At 69.2% G+C, this 16,890-nt stretch carries 15 protein-coding genes; 6 read left to right on the top strand and 9 right to left on the bottom strand.

Annotation, left to right across the window (positions count from 1 at the left end):
- Positions 1–15: 15 nt before the first annotated feature.
- The 3 genes from RUH65_RS06865 to RUH65_RS06855 all read right to left on the bottom strand — a co-directional run bounded on the left by RUH65_RS06865 (position 16) and on the right by RUH65_RS06855 (position 3,203).
- Complete coding sequence (locus RUH65_RS06865; RefSeq protein WP_313816569.1) at positions 16–1,086, bottom strand: enoyl-CoA hydratase/isomerase family protein; 1,071 nt, start codon at positions 1,084–1,086, stop codon at positions 16–18.
- Between the two features lie 11 nt (positions 1,087–1,097).
- On the bottom strand, positions 1,098–2,234 hold the full coding sequence (locus tag RUH65_RS06860; protein WP_313816567.1) for an acyl-CoA dehydrogenase family protein: 1,137 nt from the start codon (positions 2,232–2,234) through the stop codon (positions 1,098–1,100).
- Positions 2,235–2,324: 90 nt separating this feature from the next.
- On the bottom strand, positions 2,325–3,203 hold the full coding sequence (locus RUH65_RS06855; RefSeq protein WP_313816566.1) for a cytochrome b/b6 domain-containing protein: 879 nt from the start codon (positions 3,201–3,203) through the stop codon (positions 2,325–2,327).
- A gap of 7 nt (positions 3,204–3,210) precedes the next feature.
- Between RUH65_RS06855 and RUH65_RS06850 the strand changes: the two genes are divergently transcribed.
- Entirely contained in the window at positions 3,211–3,759 is a 549-nt protein-coding gene (locus tag RUH65_RS06850; RefSeq protein ID WP_313816565.1) for a hypothetical protein, read from the top strand.
- 521 nt (positions 3,760–4,280) lie between these two features.
- Here the strand turns inward: RUH65_RS06850 and RUH65_RS06845 are convergent.
- The gene (locus tag RUH65_RS06845) at positions 4,281–5,279 is read right to left on the bottom strand and encodes an electron transfer flavoprotein subunit alpha/FixB family protein (RefSeq protein WP_313816564.1); all 999 of its coding nucleotides are present in this window, start codon (positions 5,277–5,279) and stop codon (positions 4,281–4,283) included.
- Between the two features lie 65 nt (positions 5,280–5,344).
- Positions 5,345–6,127, bottom strand: a complete 783-nt coding sequence (locus tag RUH65_RS06840; RefSeq protein ID WP_313816563.1) for an electron transfer flavoprotein subunit beta/FixA family protein — start codon at positions 6,125–6,127, stop codon at positions 5,345–5,347.
- 230 nt (positions 6,128–6,357) lie between these two features.
- On the opposite strand from RUH65_RS06840, the gene RUH65_RS06835 reads away from it, so the two are divergent.
- Both RUH65_RS06835 and RUH65_RS06830 read left to right on the top strand, forming a co-directional pair.
- Positions 6,358–6,873 carry a thioesterase family protein gene (locus RUH65_RS06835; protein WP_313816562.1) on the top strand — a complete coding sequence of 172 codons (516 nt, stop codon included), beginning with the start codon at positions 6,358–6,360 and terminating at the stop codon, positions 6,871–6,873.
- A 119-nt stretch (positions 6,874–6,992) separates the two neighbouring features.
- Positions 6,993–8,735, top strand: coding sequence for an AMP-binding protein (locus RUH65_RS06830; RefSeq protein ID WP_313816561.1), 1,743 nt, complete (start codon positions 6,993–6,995; stop codon positions 8,733–8,735).
- Between the two features lie 52 nt (positions 8,736–8,787).
- On the opposite strand, the gene RUH65_RS06825 is transcribed toward RUH65_RS06830, so the two are convergent.
- The 4 genes from RUH65_RS06825 to RUH65_RS06810 are packed head-to-tail and all read right to left on the bottom strand — an operon-like array spanning position 8,788 to position 13,761.
- Positions 8,788–9,603: a CoA ester lyase gene (locus RUH65_RS06825; protein WP_313816560.1), complete on the bottom strand. Its 816-nt coding sequence runs from the start codon at positions 9,601–9,603 to the stop codon at positions 8,788–8,790.
- Entirely contained in the window at positions 9,600–10,052 is a 453-nt protein-coding gene (locus tag RUH65_RS06820; RefSeq protein WP_396179750.1) for a MaoC family dehydratase, read from the bottom strand. The genes RUH65_RS06825 and RUH65_RS06820 overlap by 4 nt, the downstream gene beginning before the upstream one ends.
- A gap of 41 nt (positions 10,053–10,093) precedes the next feature.
- Positions 10,094–12,172: an acetyl-CoA carboxylase biotin carboxylase subunit gene (locus RUH65_RS06815; protein ID WP_313816586.1), complete on the bottom strand. Its 2,079-nt coding sequence runs from the start codon at positions 12,170–12,172 to the stop codon at positions 10,094–10,096.
- 5 nt (positions 12,173–12,177) lie between these two features.
- Entirely contained in the window at positions 12,178–13,761 is a 1,584-nt protein-coding gene (locus RUH65_RS06810; protein WP_313816558.1) for a carboxyl transferase domain-containing protein, read from the bottom strand.
- 123 nt (positions 13,762–13,884) lie between these two features.
- On the opposite strand from RUH65_RS06810, the gene RUH65_RS06805 reads away from it, so the two are divergent.
- From RUH65_RS06805 to aceA, 3 genes are all read left to right on the top strand, one after another.
- Positions 13,885–14,601 carry a TetR/AcrR family transcriptional regulator gene (locus tag RUH65_RS06805; protein WP_313816557.1) on the top strand — a complete coding sequence of 239 codons (717 nt, stop codon included), beginning with the start codon at positions 13,885–13,887 and terminating at the stop codon, positions 14,599–14,601.
- The gene (locus RUH65_RS06800; protein WP_313816556.1) at positions 14,598–15,419 is read left to right on the top strand and encodes an NUDIX hydrolase; all 822 of its coding nucleotides are present in this window, start codon (positions 14,598–14,600) and stop codon (positions 15,417–15,419) included. Before RUH65_RS06805 ends, RUH65_RS06800 begins: the two co-directional genes overlap by 4 nt.
- 239 nt (positions 15,420–15,658) lie before the next feature.
- On the top strand, positions 15,659–16,890 hold a 1,232-nt coding region (gene aceA, locus RUH65_RS06795; protein ID WP_313816555.1), incomplete at its 3' end, for an isocitrate lyase.

The raw sequence follows: 16,890 nt of genomic DNA, 5'->3' as shown, positions 1-16,890 counted from the left end.
GGGGGATGCTGTGGGTCAGAGGGTGAGTTCGCGGCCTTCGATAGGGGTGGACAGGGCGGTGATCTCGTCCGCGGTCACCTGGTCGAGCGTGGCCGGCTCCCACTGCGGGTTGCGGTCCTTGTCCACCAGCAGGGCGCGGATGCCCTCGGGGAAGTTGTGGGCCCGCAGCAGGTGGTGGGTCAGCCGGTAGTCGGCCGCCAGGACCTCCTGCACCGAGCGGGCCTGCGCCGCGCCGCGGACGTGGTCCAGGGTGATCTTCACGGAGGTCGGGCACTTCCCCAGGATCGCCTCGGCCGCCGCAGCGGCTTCCGGGGCACCGTCGGCCTGCAGCGCGGCCACGATCTCCTCGGCGGTGCCCGCGCTGTAACAGGCCTCGATCCAGCGCACGTGCTTGGCCAGCGGTGCGGGCGGGACATCACGGGCGGCGCTCACGACGGCGGCGATCGCCTCGTCCGCGCCCGTGGACTCGAGCGCGAGGGCCAGTTCTTCCAGCCGTTCGGCCGGGACGAAGTGGTCGGCGAAACCGGCAACGAGGGCATCGGCTCCGGTGACGTGGCCGGAGGTGAGCGCCATGTGCAATCCGACGTGCGAGGGGGTGCGGGCCAGCAGCCAGGACCCGCCGACGTCGGGAAAGAAACCGATGCCGGTCTCCGGCATTCCCAGACGGGTGCGCTCGGTGACGATGCGGTGCGAACCGTGCGCGGACACCCCGACGCCACCGCCCAGGACGATCCCGTCCATGAAGGCCACATAGGGCTTGGGATAGTCGGCGATGAGGGAGTTCATGGCGTACTCGTCGGCGAAGAACACGTCCCCGTCCTCGGGGCGCCCCTCGGTGATGGAGCGGTAGACCGAGACGATGTCTCCGCCGGCGCACAGGCCCTTCTCCCCCGCGCCGGAGACGAGGACGGTGGCGACGGTGGCATCGTCCTTCCAGGTCTCCAGGGTGGCCTTGATGGTCTTCACCATGCCGTGGGTGAGGGAGTTCAGCGCCTTCGGTCGGTTGAGGACCAGGTGGCCCAGTCGCCCGGCGCGGCGGACGATGACCTCGGGCTCTGTTTCGGTGGTGGGCGTGTCCGTGCTCATGGGGAGTCCTTTCAGCCGTCGACCAGCATGCGGCCGACGATCAGCCGCATGATCTCGTTGGATCCCTCGAGGATCTGGTGGACGCGGAGGTCCCGGGCGATCTTCTCCACCCCGTACTCATGCAGGTAGCCGTAGCCGCCGTGCAGTTGCAGGGAGGTGTTGGCGGCCTCGAACCCGGCGTCGGTCGCGACCTTCTTGGCCATGGCGCACAGCCGGACGGTGTCCGGGTCCTGACGGTCCAGGGCATCCGCCGCACGCATCAGGAGAGTGCGGGCCGCCTCGAGATTCATGTCCATCTCGGCCAGGTCGAAGACCAGGGACTGCTTGGTGGTTAGCGGGGCCCCGAAGGCGGTGCGTTCCTTGAGGTAGGCGGTGGCCTTCTCCAGGGACGCCTGCCCGCCGCCCAGGGAGCAGGCACCGATGTTGATGCGGCCGCCGTTGAGGCCCTTCATGGCGATGTGGAAGCCGTCTCCCTCCTCGCCGAGGCGGTTGGCGACCGGGACGCGGGCGTCCTCGAAGATCACCTGGCGGGTGGGCTGGGTGTTCCACCCCATCTTCTTCTCGCTCGGACCGAAGGAGAGCCCGGGAGTCTCCTGATGGACCACGAGGGTGGAGATGCCTTTGGCCCCGGTGTCCGCGGTCCGGCACATCACCACGTAGTACTCGGAGGCGCCCGCACCGGAGATGAACTGCTTGACGCCGTTGAGGACATAGTCATCACCATCCCGGACGGCGCGGGTGGCCAGGGACGCCGCGTCGGAGCCGGCTCCGGGTTCGGTGAGGCAGTAGCTGCCGAGGCGCTGCATGCCGACGAGTTCCGGGACCCACGTCGCCCGTTGCTCGTCCGTGCCGAAGGAGTCGATCATCCAGACCACCATGTTGTGGATGGAGATGTACGCGGCCAAAGCGGGGTCGGCCTTGGACAGCTCCTCGAAGATGAGGACGGCGTCCTTGCGTTCCAGCCCGGCACCTCCATGTTCCTCATCCACGTAGATACCGCCGAGGCCGAGCTCCCCCGCCTCAGCCAGGACGTCGACCGGGAAGTGCTTCTGCTCGTCCCACTCCAGGGCGTGGGGGGCGATCCGCTCGGTGGCGAAAGCGCGGACCGCCTCCACGAGTGCCTGCTGGTCTTCAGTGATGCGGAGCATGTTCTCTGTCCTTCGTTCGATGCCGCGCCGGGGTGTGGGGCGACAGGATGGTCCCCTGCCCTCCCCGGATCGCGGGGCGGGACAAGGGTGCTATTTGGAGACTTTGCCCGTCCGGGCGGCGATCGGGGTGGTGAACAACGGTTTGGTCAGGAACCAGGCCGCGGCGGTCACCAGCAGTGAGGCCAGGAAGATGACCAGCCCCCACCAGTCCGTGGCTTCCCGGGAGGTGTACATGTGGTTCAGGTTGGCCAGGGCCCCGGTGAAGAACACCAGGAACACGTGCACCACCGTGAAGCCCACGAAGTAGAGCATCACCGGGAAGTGGGTGGCCCGGGCCCATTCGACCGGGTAGATCTTGTTGAGCCGCTCGGCATGGTCCGGCCACCAGGTCGAGAACCGGATCCCGGACAGGATCGCCAGCGGGGCCGCGATGAAGACCGTGACGAAATACGCCATCACCTGCAGGGCGTTGTAGTGCACCCATCCGTTCTCCGTCGGCCAGTCCAGCGAGGCGTACTGGATCGCCCCGGAGAGCAAGTTCGGGAACACGTCCCAGTCCGTGGGGACGATCCGCATCCAATGCCCCGTGACGACCAGCAGGATGATGAAGATCAGGCCGTTGACCACCCAGAGCACGTCCAGGCACTGGTGCAACCACTGGGTCAGCGACACCTTCTTGGGGGTATTGCCCTTCGGGGAGAAGAACGAGCCCTTCTTCGCCGTCCAGTAGCCCGGGGGCTTGCGCTCGTTGCGGACCTGCAGGCCGGTCCGGATGATCAACACGATCAGGAACATGTTGAAGAAGTGCTGCCATCCCATCCACCAGGGCATGCCCTCCGGGGCCGCCTCCAGCTGGGTGGAATGACCGTCATAGGTGGCGATGAACTCCTGCACGCCTTCCAGCGTCCGCAGCCACCGGGCGCCCAACACGACCAGCGCGGCGAGCACCACCAGTGCGCCGATGATCATAGCGGGCTTGACCCACGGGCGTTCCGGCTTCGGCGGGGTCGCCGCACCGGCCGGGCCCGGCGTTCCTGCCCCTCCGGTCGAACCCATCCTGCCCGACGACGGCCGGCTGGCCGAGGCGGTCCGCGTGGCGGTTCCGGAGGCGGGGGCGGCGCTGGAGGCGGCGGGGGTTGCGGTCGCAGCGGAGGGGGCCGCGGCGGCCGACGTGGAGCCGGTCGAGGCGGTGGCCGCCGGAGTGGAAACCGCCGGAGTGGAACCAGCCGTCGGCCCGGAGGCTGGGGCGCCACCCATGCGGGTCTTGAGCGGAGCCGGCGCCCCGCCCATCCGCTTCTTCGGGGCCGCTGCTGCCTCCTCGGTCCCGGAGGCCGAGGCATCGGATGCCGATGCCGCCGGGGTGGTGGCCGGGGCCGACGGAGCGCCGCCCATGCGACGCTTCGGCGCACCAGCGGTCGGAGCTGCCGGCGCGTTCGCAGCAGCCGGGGCGGCCTGGGACGCCGTCGGCTCACCTGCGGCTGGCTGGGTGGCCGAGGTGTCCTGGCCAGCCGGTGACGCGTCCTGATTGAGGGGGGCGGTGGGCGCGGCGGCTGCAGTCGGAGCCGGGGCACTACCCATCCGGCGCTTCCGCGTCGGTGCGGACGGTGCCGGGGCACCGCCCATGCGGCGCTTCCGGGCGGTGGCGTCCGTTGCCGCGGCCACGGGCGCCTGTTCCGTCTGGCTCGTCGGGACCGCGGGCTGTGCCGGGGAAACCGGTTCCGGCTGCTCCGTCGACGTCGAGTCCTGGGATGCGACAGCAACCTCCGGGACCTGGGCCTCAGGGGCCGCGGCCGGGAGCTCAGACACAGCCGGGGCCGGAGTCTCGGGCTCAGGGGCCGGCGTCTCGGGCTGTCCGGCCAGCGGTGTATAACCGGCCATGCGGCGCCGTGCCGGAGGCTGTCCCGGGTTCTGCTCGCTGCTCATGGTGGTAATCAGTCCTTCTCAAGGGATCATGACGGTGCGCCAGGTGCGCGGGAGACATGCCGGACCGGCCTGCGCCCTCCGCAGGCCGAGCATGGTCCGGCCCGCGGACGTCAGCGGCTGCAATCAGTTGCGGCGCTTGCCGATCTCCTCGATCAGCTGCGGGACCACGGTGAACACGTCCCCGACGATCCCGAAGTCCGCGACCTCGAAGATCGGGGCGTCCTCGTCCTTGTTGATCGCGATGATCGTCTTGGACGTCTGCATCCCGGACCGGTGCTGGATCGCCCCGGAAATCCCCAACGCCACGTACAGCTGCGGGGTCACCGTCACACCGGTCTGGCCGACCTGGTACGACTGCGGGACGTAGCCGGCATCGACCGCTGCGCGGGACGCGCCCACCGCCGCGCCGAGCACATCGGCCAGGTCCTCGACTACGGAGAAGGCCTCCTTCGAGCCCACCCCACGTCCACCGGAGACCACGGCCTTGGCCCCGCGCAGCGCGGGACGCTCCGAAGTGGCCGGGGCGTCACTGGCCGAGTCGATCACGGCACCCTTCGCGGTCTGGGTGGATACCGCAGCCGTCGTCACCTCCGGGGAGGCCACGGCCTCAGCACGGGCCTCGATCGAACCGGGGCGCACGGTGGCGATCAACAGGCCGCCCTCCACGGTGGACTCGGTGGTGAAGTCCCCACCGAACACCGCGTGGGAGGCGATGACCTCCTGACCTTCCTCGTCGTAGGCGATGCCGACGACGTCGCTGGCCACGGATCCGCCGGCCACGATCGCCAGGCGACCGGCCACGGCCTTGGAGTCATTCGTGGCCGAGGCCAGGACGACGGGCGCCGAGAACGCCTGCACCGCATCAGCCAGGGCACCCACGGCGGCGGACCCCAGCTCGGTGGCCGCGGACTCCGACTCGGCCAGGTACACCTGGGCCGCACCCAGGGCTCCCAGCTCGGCAGTCAGATTCCCGGACTGTCCGGGGGCGGTCACCGCCACCGCCACCGGGCTCCCCAGTCCGGCAGCGGCGCCCAGCAGGCCCGCGGCTGTGGACTTCGGGGTCCCCTCGGCGGTGGTCTCGATCAGGACCAGTACATTTCCAACGTTCGCAGTTTCGGTCATCGGGTGTGCTTCCTTCAGCTCAAAAATCTCGTGGGGTTCTCAGATCAGGCCAGGGGGCACCGGGCTCAGATGAGCCGGTTCGTGGCCAGGAACTCGGCCAACTGCGCCGCCGCCGTGCCGTCATCGGCGACCTTCGGGCCGGCTTCCTTCGGCGGCCGGGCCGCCGCGGAGACCATCACCGACCGGACAGAGGCGGCCTCCGGGCCGGCCTGGATGCCCAGGTCTGCCAAAGACCAATTCTCCAACGGCTTCTTCTTCGCCGCCATGATCCCCTTGAAGTTCGGGAACCTCGGCTCGGCCGTCTTCTCCGTCACCGAGACCACCGCCGGGTAACCGGAGGAGACCTGCAGCGCGCCGCCGTCGACGACGGCCTCACCCGAAACCCGGTCCACAGCGATCTGGATCTCGTCCAGACCCGGCAGCACCGGCAACCCGAGCACCTCGGCGACCATGGCCGGGATCATCCCGCCCCGACCATCCGTGGCCTCATTTCCGGCCACCACCAGATCGACTCCTCCGACCTTCTCGATCGCGGCGGCCAGCACCCGGGCCGTCTGGACCATATCCGACCCGGCCAAGGCCGCATCACTGACCAGGACGGCGGAGTCCGCGCCCATCGAGAGCAACTTCCGCAGCGTCTTGGTGGCATCCTCCGGCCCCATGACCACCACGACGATCTCGGTGTCCTTGTTCTCGTCCTTGAACGCCAGCGCGTTCTCCAACGCCCGCTCGTTGATCTCGTCCGGCACCGGCTCGGACGCAGCACGGTCCAAAAGCCCTGACTCCAGGTCGATCTTCCGATCCGACCAGGTATCCGGAACCTGCTTCGCCAACACGACAATCTTCATGGAGCGCTCTCCTCGGCACGGGGTGATATTGGATCTGCCGACCAAGGTACTAGGGCTTCCTAGTAATTACTAGGTCTTCCAATCGTTCAATATTGCGGGCAGGATCAGTAGTTCAACAAAGAGTGGTCACTGCACTCTGCCGACAAGCCGCCAGGAACCACCTGGATCGGCCCGATCCACCTGCAGATGCGAAATATCAGTCGCTCACATCTACGCCGAGGAGTCCCTTCATGGCCGTTGTCACCGCCGTTCCGAGCGCTGAAGAAGTCCTCCAGGTTCCGGCCTCGTGGACCGACGAGGTCCCTCAGGACTGGATCGACATGAACGGACACATGAACATCCGTCACTATCTGGACCTCGGCGGCTTGTCGACGGACCAGGTCATCCGCGGACTGGGCGTCGACGACGAGTACCGGGCACACCGCCGCATGGGCCTGTTCACGGCAGAACAGCACCTGACCTACCTGCAGGAGATGCGCCTCGGCACATCCATCACCGCCCATGTCCGCGTCCTGGAGCGCAGCTCCAAGGTCTGTCACCTGGTCGCCCTGATCATGGACCGCGAGAAGGACCTGCTGGCCTGCATCTTCGAGACCGTCCTGGTGCACGTTGACCTGGACAGCCGTCGTGGCGTGGCGTTCCCGGACGACGTCGCAGCGGCCTACGACCGGCTCCTTGCCGACGATCACGCGAGCTACTCCTGGCCGGCCCCGGTCTGCGGCATCATGGGCCCCCGAGCGCGATAGCACGGCTCATGCACCCCGTGGGCACCGCAGCGGACGTGCCGCGGATGCCCGCCTGTGGGAGACGTCACCACATCAGTAGTCTGGCGTCACACATCATCCCGTGACTGAGAGAGGTCCCCATGACGCAGTCCGCCGCCGACACCTTCCGGCAGGCCCGCGACCAGCTACTGGCATGCCGCACCGATCCGGACCAGGCCCATGCAACCTTCACCTGGCCGCAGTTCGAGCACTTCAACTTCGCAGCCGACTGGATCGATGACATCGCCTCCGGATCCCGCGCGGACCAGCCGGCCGTGGTGATCGTCGAGGAAGACGGCACCGCGGAACGACGCAGTTATCGCGACCTCTCGGTGCGTTCCCATCAGGTCGCTGCCTGGCTCACGACCCTCGGCGTCCAGCGGGGGGATCGGGTCATCGTGATGCTGGGCAACCAGATCGAACTGTGGGAAGTCATGCTGGCCTGCTTCCGCCTGGGAGCCCCGGTGATCCCTTCGACCGTGATGCTCGGAACCTCCGACCTGGCGGACCGCATCGAGCGGGGTGAGGCCTCCTGGGTGGTCACCACCGGCGCAGAGATGCCCAAGTTCGACGACGTCCCGGGCGAGTTCCAGATCATCCAGATCGGCGAGCGCACCGACGGCTCGTCCACGCGGCGCCCCGTCCATGACTGGGCCGATTCCGTCAATGCCCCCGCACGGTTCCACCTGAGCGAGCCCACGGCCGCCGACGAAACGCTGCTGCTCTACTTCACCTCCGGCACCACGTCGAAGGCCAAACTCGTGGAGCACACCCACACGTCCTACCCGGTGGGCCACCTGTCCACGATGTACTGGATCGGGCTCGAACCCGGCGACGTGCACCTCAACGTGGCCTCCCCCGGGTGGGCCAAGCATGCCTGGTCCAATTTCTTCGCCCCCTTCATCGCCGAGGCCACCGTGTTCCTCTACAACTACGGACGGTTCGACGCCTCTGCTCTCATGAGTCAGATGGAGCAGGAGGGCGTCACCAGCTTCTGCGCACCGCCCACCGTCTGGCGGATGCTGATCCAGGCCGACCTCACCCAGCTCAAGGACCCTCCCACCAAGGTGGTGGCAGCGGGAGAGCCGCTGAACCCCGAGGTCATCGCCCAGGTCGAGAAGGCCTGGGGCACCCAGATCCGCGACGGGTTCGGTCAGACCGAGTCCACCCTGCAGGTCGCCAACACGCCGGGACAGCCCGTCCGGCCCGGCGCCATGGGACGCCCGCTTCCCGGCTACGACGTCGTCCTCATCGACCCGGACACGGGCGACGAGGCGCCGGACACCGGTGAACTATGCCTCCGGCTGGACCCACGGCCGGTCGGGTTGACCGTCGGATATTGGGGGGACCCCGAGCGAACGGCCGAGGCCTTCCGCGGCGGCGTCTACCACACGGGTGACATCGTCAGCCGGGACGCCGACGGGATCATCACCTATGTCGGCCGCAATGACGACGTCTTCAAGGCCTCCGACTACCGCCTCTCCCCCTTCGAGCTCGAGTCAGCGGTCATCGAGCACCCGGCGGTGGCCGAGGTCGCCGTGGTGCCGTCCCCCGACCCGCTCCGGCTGGCCGTGCCGAAGGCCTACGTCCGCCTGGCCGAGGGCTGGGAGCCGAACGAGGAGACGGCCCGAGCCATCCTGCAGCATTGCCGAGAGCACCTGGCCCCCTACAAGCGCGTCCGCCGCCTCGAGTTCCATGACCTGCCCAAGACCATCTCCGGAAAGATCCGCCGCGTGGAACTGCGGCGGCGAGAAGAAGAGGTCCATCCCGACGGCGGCGCCGCGCCAGCCGTCCTTGAACACGGCTCTGCGGCGGTCGAGTACACCGACGCCCTGCTGCGCTGACGCTGGACGGAGGCCCGGGCCCCAGCGGGATCCGGGCCTCCGCGCGCGGGGTTCACCCCACGATCCGCCGCGCCTGCCGCAGGACCGGCTCGTCCACCATGCGCCCGCGGAACCGGAACACGCCCGGCTGCACCTCGGCCTCGGCCAGCACGGCCTGGGCCCACTCGCTTTCGTCGGCACTCGGCGCGTAAGCCTCCCGGAGCACGGCCGCCTGGGAGGGGTGGATGCACGCCGTCGCGGCGAAGCCGGAGGCCACCGCGTCTTCGGCCTCAACGCGCAGCCCGTCCAGGTCGGCAATGTCCATGAACACCGTGTCCACCGCCACCTTGCCGGCGGCGTTGGCGGCCACCAGCACGCGTGACCGGGCGTAGCGCGCCACCTCGCGGTACTGGCCGGCGCGTGGACCGTCGGCGAAGCGGCTGGACGTGCCGGCCATGGACGCCACCAGGTCCTCGGCCCCCCACATCAGCGCGACGACGGCCGGGTGCCGGGCGATCTCGAAGGCCCGCTCCACACCGGCGGCCGTCTCGCACAGCGCGATGACGGAGTATCCGGCCTCCTGCAGGTGGTCCAGCTGGGCCGGGTCCTCGACCTTCGCGACCATGAGCACCCGGTAGGGACCACCTGCCAGGGCGGCCAGGTCCAGCTCGTGCCCCCGGGCCGTCTCACCGCCGACGGGGTTGACCCGCACGATGGTCGTGGCCGGGTCCAACGACGACGCGACCACGTGTTCCCGTGCTGCGGCCTTGTCCGCCGGGGCGACCGCGTCCTCGAGGTCGAGGATCACCGCATCGGCCGCAGCGGCCGCCTTGGCGTACCGCTCGGGCCGGTCAGCCGGGCAGAAGAGGATGGACGGCCCGAGATTCATGATTCCCCCTCGGCCGCGAGCGCCTCCGGAGAGACCTGCATCAGCGTGGACCGCTTCGCCACGGCCACCACCACTCCGTCCTGATTGCGGGCCGTGTGCTCGAACTCCACGATCCCCTGGTGCGGACGGGACCGCGAGCGCCGCTTCCCCGAAATCAGGGTCTCGGCGTACAGCGTGTCCCCGTGCCGCATGGGCGCCGGGAACGTCACCTCGCTGAAGCCGAGGTTGGCCACGATGGTCCCCTGGGTCAGTTGCGCCACGGACAGCCCGACCAGCGTGGAGAGGGTGAACATGCTGTTGACCAGCGGTTCGCCGAACTCGGTGTCCGCGGACCACGCCGCATCCAGGTGCAGGGACTGCGTGTTCATCGTCTGGGTGGTGAACAGGACGTTGTCCGCCTCGGTCACCGTACGGCCGGGGCTGTGGACGTAGACGGCCCCCTCCTCCATCTCGTCGAAGTACAGTCCTCGCTGGACGATGCGCTTCTCACTCACGCGACGCTCCCCTCCTTCTCCGGGCTTTCCGGGTTCTTCGTGTTCCCACCGCTGGCACCAGGCCCGTCGCCGTCCTCGGCGCCCTCGGTGGCCGCCGGGGTGATCACCGCGAGCACCTGGCCCCGGGAGACGGCGTCCCCCACGGCGGCGTGCAGCGCCACTGTGCCGGCCACCGTGGAGCGGATGACGTGTTCCATCTTCATGGCCTCGACCACGAGCACCGGATCCCCCTCGGCCACGGTGGCACCGTCGTCGACCGAGGTCACCAGGACGGTCCCCGGCATCGGGGAGACCAGGGTCGGTGTGGACTCGGTCTCGCCGTGGACACGGTGGTCCGCGCGCACCCGGCGGATGTCGAACAACGCCCCCCGGCGGGTGAGCTGGACCCCCTCGGGGCCGACGACGGCCGTGAAGCTGCGCCCGACGCCGCCGATCGTGACGGCGACCTCCTGCCCCCGGCGGGTGACGAGCGCGGGCAGCGGTGCGGTCCGGCCGGTGTCGGGCCCGGTGTCCCCCGCGGAGACCACGGCGGGGGCATCCACCGTGCCGGACAGCAGCACCGTGTGGCTGGTGCCGTCCGCGGCGACCAGCGGGAACCGGCGTGGCGCCGGCGTGCCCAGACGCCAGCCGTCACGGCGGCGCCAGGGATCAGTTGAGGACCCGCGGGCGGCGTCCATCAGCAGGGCGGCCTCCCGGAACTCCCGCTCCCCCGGAGTCGCGAACTCGAGGGCGTCGAATTCGCGGGCGATCAGGCCGGTGTCCAGTTCCCCGGCGACGACGGCCGGCAGCTCCAGCAGCGCGCGCAGGAACTCCACGTTGGTGGTGAACCCGACGACCGCGGTGTCCTCCAGGGCGGCGACCATCCGCCGCCGGGCCTCCTCACGGTCCCGCCCCCAGGTGATGACCTTCGCGAGCATCGGGTCGTAATCGACGGAGACTGACAGGCCGTCCTCGAGGGCGGTGTCCACACGGACGCCCTCCCCCGCGGGGTGCCGGACGTGCTCCACCCGTCCGCCGGTGGGCAGGAATCCGGCCGCCGGGTCCTCGGCGTAGATGCGGGTCTCGATGGAGTGGCCGTCCAGGAGGATGTCGTCCTGCTCCAGCTCCAGCACCTCCCCGGCGGCCACGCGGAGCTGTTGTTCGACCAGGTCGACCCCGGTGATCTCCTCGGTGACGGGGTGCTCCACCTGCAGGCGGGTGTTCATCTCCATGAAGAAGAACTCGTCCGGGGCGTCCGCCGGGACGATGAACTCGACCGTTCCGGCCCCGCGGTAGCCCACGGAGCGCGCCGTCTCGCAGGCGGCCTCGCCGATCCGGGCGCGGGTGGCCTCGTCCAGCAGGGGCGAGGGCGCCTCCTCGATGACCTTCTGATGGCGGCGCTGCAGCGAGCACTCGCGCTCGCCGAGGTGGATCACGGTGCCGTGGGCATCGGCCAGGACCTGGACCTCGATGTGCCGTGGGGTCAGGACGTAACGCTCCAGGAACAGGGCGTCGTCCCCGAAACTCGCGGCGGCCTCGCGCCGGGCGGCCTCCAGGGAACCCGCGAGCTGGCCCTCGGCATCGACCACGTGCATGCCCTTGCCACCTCCCCCGGCGGAGGGCTTGATCAGCAGCGGGTAGCCGATGCCGGCGGCAGCCGCGGCGAGCTCGTCATTGGACAGCCCGGGCCGGGCAATGCCGGGGACGGTCGGTACCCCGCGGGCTTCCACCGCGTTCTTGGCGGTGATCTTGTCCCCCATCACCCGGATCGACTCGGCCGACGGGCCGATGAAGACGATCCCGGCCTCATCACAGGCCTGGGCGAATCCGGCATTCTCGGCCAGGAAGCCGTAGCCGGGATGGATGGCCTCGGCATCGGTGGCGCGGGCGGCCGCCAGGACGGCGTCGATGTCCAAGTAGGACTGCGCCGCGGGTGCCGGCCCCAGTCGGACGGCGGCGTCCGCCAGGCGGACGTGGCGCGCGCCGGCGTCGGCGTCCGAGTAGACGGCGACGGAGCGGATGCCCAGCGAACGCAGGGTGCGGATCACGCGGCAAGCGATCTCGCCACGGTTGGCGATGAGGACAGTTTTGAACATCACGATCACATCCTGAAGACGCCGAAGGACGACGTATGGCCGGCGGGTGTCTGGGCGGTGCTGTCGGAGGGCGCCCGCATGACGACATCCAGGGCCAGGCCCAGGACGTCGCGGGTCTGGGCCGGCTCGATGATGCCGTCGTCCCAGAGCCGGGCGGTCGAGTAGTAGGGGCTGCCCTGGTGCTCGTACTGCTCCCGGGTCGGCGCCTCGAACGCGGCCTGCTCCTCCGCACTCCAGGTGCCGCCGCCGGCCTCGATCTGGTCCCGGCGCACGGTGGACAGGACGGAGGCCGCCTGGGGACCGCCCATCACGGAGACGCGGGCATTCGGCCACAGCCACAGGAAGCGCGGTGAGTAGGCCCGCCCGCACATCGAGTAGGTGCCGGCCCCGAAGGATCCGCCGACGACGACGGTCACCTTGGGCACGGACGCGGTGGCCACGGCGTTGACCATCTTGGCGCCGTGCTTGGCGATCCCCCCGGCCTCGTACTCGCGGCCCACCATGAACCCGGTGATGTTCTGCAGGAACAGCAGCGGGATGCCCCGCTGCTCGCACAGCTCGATGAAGTGGGCGCCCTTGAGGGCCGACTCCGCGAACAAGACCCCGTTGTTGGCCAGGATGCCCACGCGGTGGCCGTGGATCCGGGCGAAGCCGGTGACCAGGGTGGTGCCGTACGTGGACTTGAACTCGTGGAAGCTGCCGGAGTCGATCGTGCGGGCGATGATCTCGCGAGCGTCATAAGGGGTGGTCAGCGAGACCGGGACAACGTCGGTGAGGGTCTCCGGGGACTGTTCCGGGTCCACGACGTCGGCCGGCACGTACGGCAGCGACGGTGTCGACTCCAGCGTGGCCACGATGTCCCGGACGATCTGCAGGGCGTGTTCGTCATTCTCGGCCAGGTGGTCGGTCACGCCGGAGACCGTCGAGTGCACCTCGCCGCCACCGAGGTCCTCGGCGGTCACGACCTCGCCCGTGGCCGCCTTCACGAGCGGCGGTCCGCCGAGGAAGATGGTCCCCTGGTTCCGGACAATCACGGTCTCATCGCTCATCGCCGGCACATAGGCACCACCGGCGGTGGAGGATCCCATGACGGCGGCGATCTGGGGGATGCCGTCCCGGGACATCCGCGCCTGGTTGTAGAAGATGCGGCCGAAGTGGTCCCGGTCCGGGAAGACCTCGTCCTGCATCGGCAGGAAGGCACCGCCGGAGTCGACGAGGTAGATGCAGGGCAGCCGGTTCTCGGCCGCGATCTCCTGGGCCCTCAGGTGCTTCTTGACGGTGATCGGGTAGTAGGTGCCGCCCTTCACCGTGGCGTCGTTGGCCACGACCATCACGTGCCGGCCCTCGATCAGCCCGATGCCGGCCACCACGCCCGCCGCGGGGGCGGCCCCGTCATAGAGGTCATGGCCTGCCAGCGGGGCCACCTCGAGGAAGGGGCTGCCCTCATCCAGCAGGGTGTCCACGCGGTCCCGGGCCAGCATCTTGCCCCGGGCGGTGTGCCTCTCCCGTGACTTCTCCGGCCCGCCGAGCGCCGCGGCGGCGCGCCGCTCGCGGAGTTCGGCGATCAGGTCTTCGTACGTCGCTGACATCGGCAGTGCCGTCCTTTGGGTTAGCAATCAGTAACTAGAAATAGGTTATCGGTCAGTAACCGAAGTTGTCTATGCTGAGTTCAACCGGCAGCAGGAACACCAGAGACAACGGCGAGGGACACGATGACGGCAACCTGGCGGGCCACCCAGAAGGCCAATCGCCGCACGGCCCTGATGGAATCGGCGGCACGGCTCTTCGCCGAGCGCGGCTTCGCGGCGGTCTCCACCACGGAGCTGGGCGAGGCGGTAGGCATGAGCGGCCCCGCGCTCTACAAGCACTTCGCCAGCAAGGACGCCCTGCTGGCCGAGATCCTCGTGGACGCCTCCGAACGGCTCCTGGCGGGATGCCGGGCCATCCTGGCGGAGGCGGGGGCCGCCGATCGGACGGCCGAACCGGCCCAGACCCTGGAACGGCTGGTCCGCTTCCACCTGGACTTCGCCACCACGGACCCGGATGTCATCCGCATCCAGGACCGCGAGCTGCCCTCCCTCGCGCCCGAGGACAACCAGACCGTGCGCCGGCTGCAGCGCGAGTACGTCCAGCTCTGGGACGGAGTGCTGGTCTCACTGCGCCCCGAGCTCGACGACGGCGAGCGCCAGGTCCGCCTCCTGGGTACTTTTGGATTGCTGAATTCCACGCCCCACAGCGCCGACTCGGCACCACGTCGCGCCCCCGGACCCCTGGATGGTCAACGCGCCGGGGATATCCTGGCCGGCATGGCCCTGCGATCCCTGGCCGGAGAGGGACACCATCACCGCCCCGGGAATCCCGCCCACCAGACCGGCTCCGCCTCAGCGACACCCGCCCCCTCCCCCGACCACCACGGAGCATCGGCATGACCTCCCCCACGGCGCAGCCGATCCCGCAGGCAGCGACTGTCCTGCTGCTCCGCGACGCGCCAGACGGTGGCGCGCCGGAGATCTTCACCATCACCCGCCATGCGTCCCTGGCCTTCAGCGCCGGGGTCTCCGCCTTTCCGGGCGGGCGCATCGACTCGGCCGATGCGCTGCCTCCGGATCTCTGGGACGGGACGGACCTGGCCGCATGGGGTCGACTACTCCGGCTGGAACCGGACGCGGCAGGAAAAGTACTGGCCGGCGTCGTGCGGGAGACCTTCGAGGAGACGGGCGTGCTCTTGGCCCGAAACCGGGACGGCACTCCCGTGAGCGCGGACCTCCTGTCCGACTGGCCCGAGGACACACGCCAGCAGGTCGAGGACCAAGAGATGGACTTCGGTGCCCTGCTGGCCGAGCACGCACTGCGGCCCGATCCGAGCGGGCTGCGACCCCTCTCCCGATGGATCACCCCCGAGGGGCCGCCACGACGGTACGACACCTACTTCTTCGCCGCCGCCCTGCCGGAGGGCCAACTGCCGGGAACACTGTCCTTTGAAGGCATCGCCAGCCGATGGACGACTGCTGCCGAGGCCCTGGCCGATTTCCAGGCCGGCCGGCACCGGCTGATGCCGCCGACCTGGGCACAGTTCCGGGCGCTGCTCCCGGCCCAGTCGGTGGCCGATGCCCTAGCGCAGGCAGGGACGATCGAGACGGTCCAGCCCACCGTCGTCGCCGGGTCACCCCGCCAGATCATCGGCTTCACCGACGCGGAGGACTACGCCCTGGAGCTGGCCGCCGGATGGCCTCCGTCTGAGGAGTAGTTCCGACCCTCCTGGGTCAAGAAGTTCTTCCATTTCGTAGATCCTGGGTCAAACGCTGGATGACCCGGCGATCTGGCTGCCAAACTTGCGAGTTTCTGACCACCGTCACAAATGACGAATAGTTTCCTCGGAATTCTCCTCTCGGCGAGGGCATGGACGTCAAGACTGGATCTCAACGAAGCAGCGATACCCCGCTTCGACACCACAGACCAGAGTCCAGCCGAACCAAGGAGACTGCCATGACCGAGCAGAACACCCAGCACACCCCGGCCAGCGCCGAGCAGATCCAGCACGACTGGGATCACAACTCCCGCTGGGCCACCACTGAGCGCACTTACACCGCCGAGGACGTCGTCAAGCTCCGCGGCCGCGTCCAGGAGGAGCACACGCTGGCCCGCCGCGGCTCCGAGAAGCTCTGGGAGCAACTGACCAGTGAGCACGCCGAGGGCTCCTACACCAACGCTCTGGGCGCCCTCACCGGCAACCAGGCCGTGCAGCAGGTCAAGGCCGGGCTGCGTGCCATCTACCTCTCCGGCTGGCAGGTCGCCGCCGACGCCAACCTCTCCGGCCACACCTACCCGGACCAGTCCCTGTACCCGGCCAACTCGGTGCCGCAGGTGGTCCGACGCATCAACAACGCGCTGATGCGTGCCGACCAGATCGAGTTCGCCGAGGGTGTCCAGACCGTGGAGGACTACCTGGTCCCGATCGTCGCCGACGCCGAGGCCGGCTTCGGCGGACCGCTGAACGCCTACGAGCTGATGAAGTCCATGATCGCCTCCGGCGCCTCCGGCGTGCACTGGGAGGACCAGCTGGCCTCCGAGAAGAAGTGCGGCCACCTGGGTGGCAAGGTCCTCATCCCGACCGGCCAGCACATCCGCACCCTGAACGCCGCCCGCCTCGCGGCCGACGTCGCCGATGTCCCGTCCGTGGTCATCGCCCGCACGGATGCCGAGGCCGCCACCCTGATCACCTCGGATGTGGACGAGCGGGATACCGAGTTCATCACCGGCGAGCGCACCGCCGAGGGCTTCTACAAGGTCCGCAACGGGATCGAGCCCTGCATCGCCCGCGCCAAGGCCTACGCCCCGTACTCCGACCTCATCTGGATGGAGACCGGCACCCCGGACCTGGAGCTGGCCAAGAAGTTCGCCGAGGCCGTCAAGTCCGAGTTCCCGGACCAGATGCTCTCCTACAACTGCTCGCCGTCCTTCAACTGGAGGAAGAATCTGGACGATGCCACGATCGCCACGTTTCAGCGCGAGCTCGGCGCCATGGGCTACACCTTCCAGTTCATCACGCTGGCCGGCTTCCACGCCCTGAACCACTCCATGTTCGATCTGGCCAAGGGCTACCAGGAGCGCCAGATGTCCGCCTACGTGGAACTCCAGGAGCGCGAGTTCGCCGACGAGGCCCGCGGCTACACCGCCACCAAGCACCAGCGCGAGGTCGGCACCGGCTACTTCGATGC

Source organism: Citricoccus sp., assembly GCF_032154715.1.
Taxonomy (GTDB): Bacteria; Actinomycetota; Actinomycetes; order Actinomycetales; family Micrococcaceae; genus Citricoccus.
The sequence above is the reverse complement of the archived record's forward strand: the minus strand, read 5'-3'. Positions and strand labels throughout refer to the sequence as shown.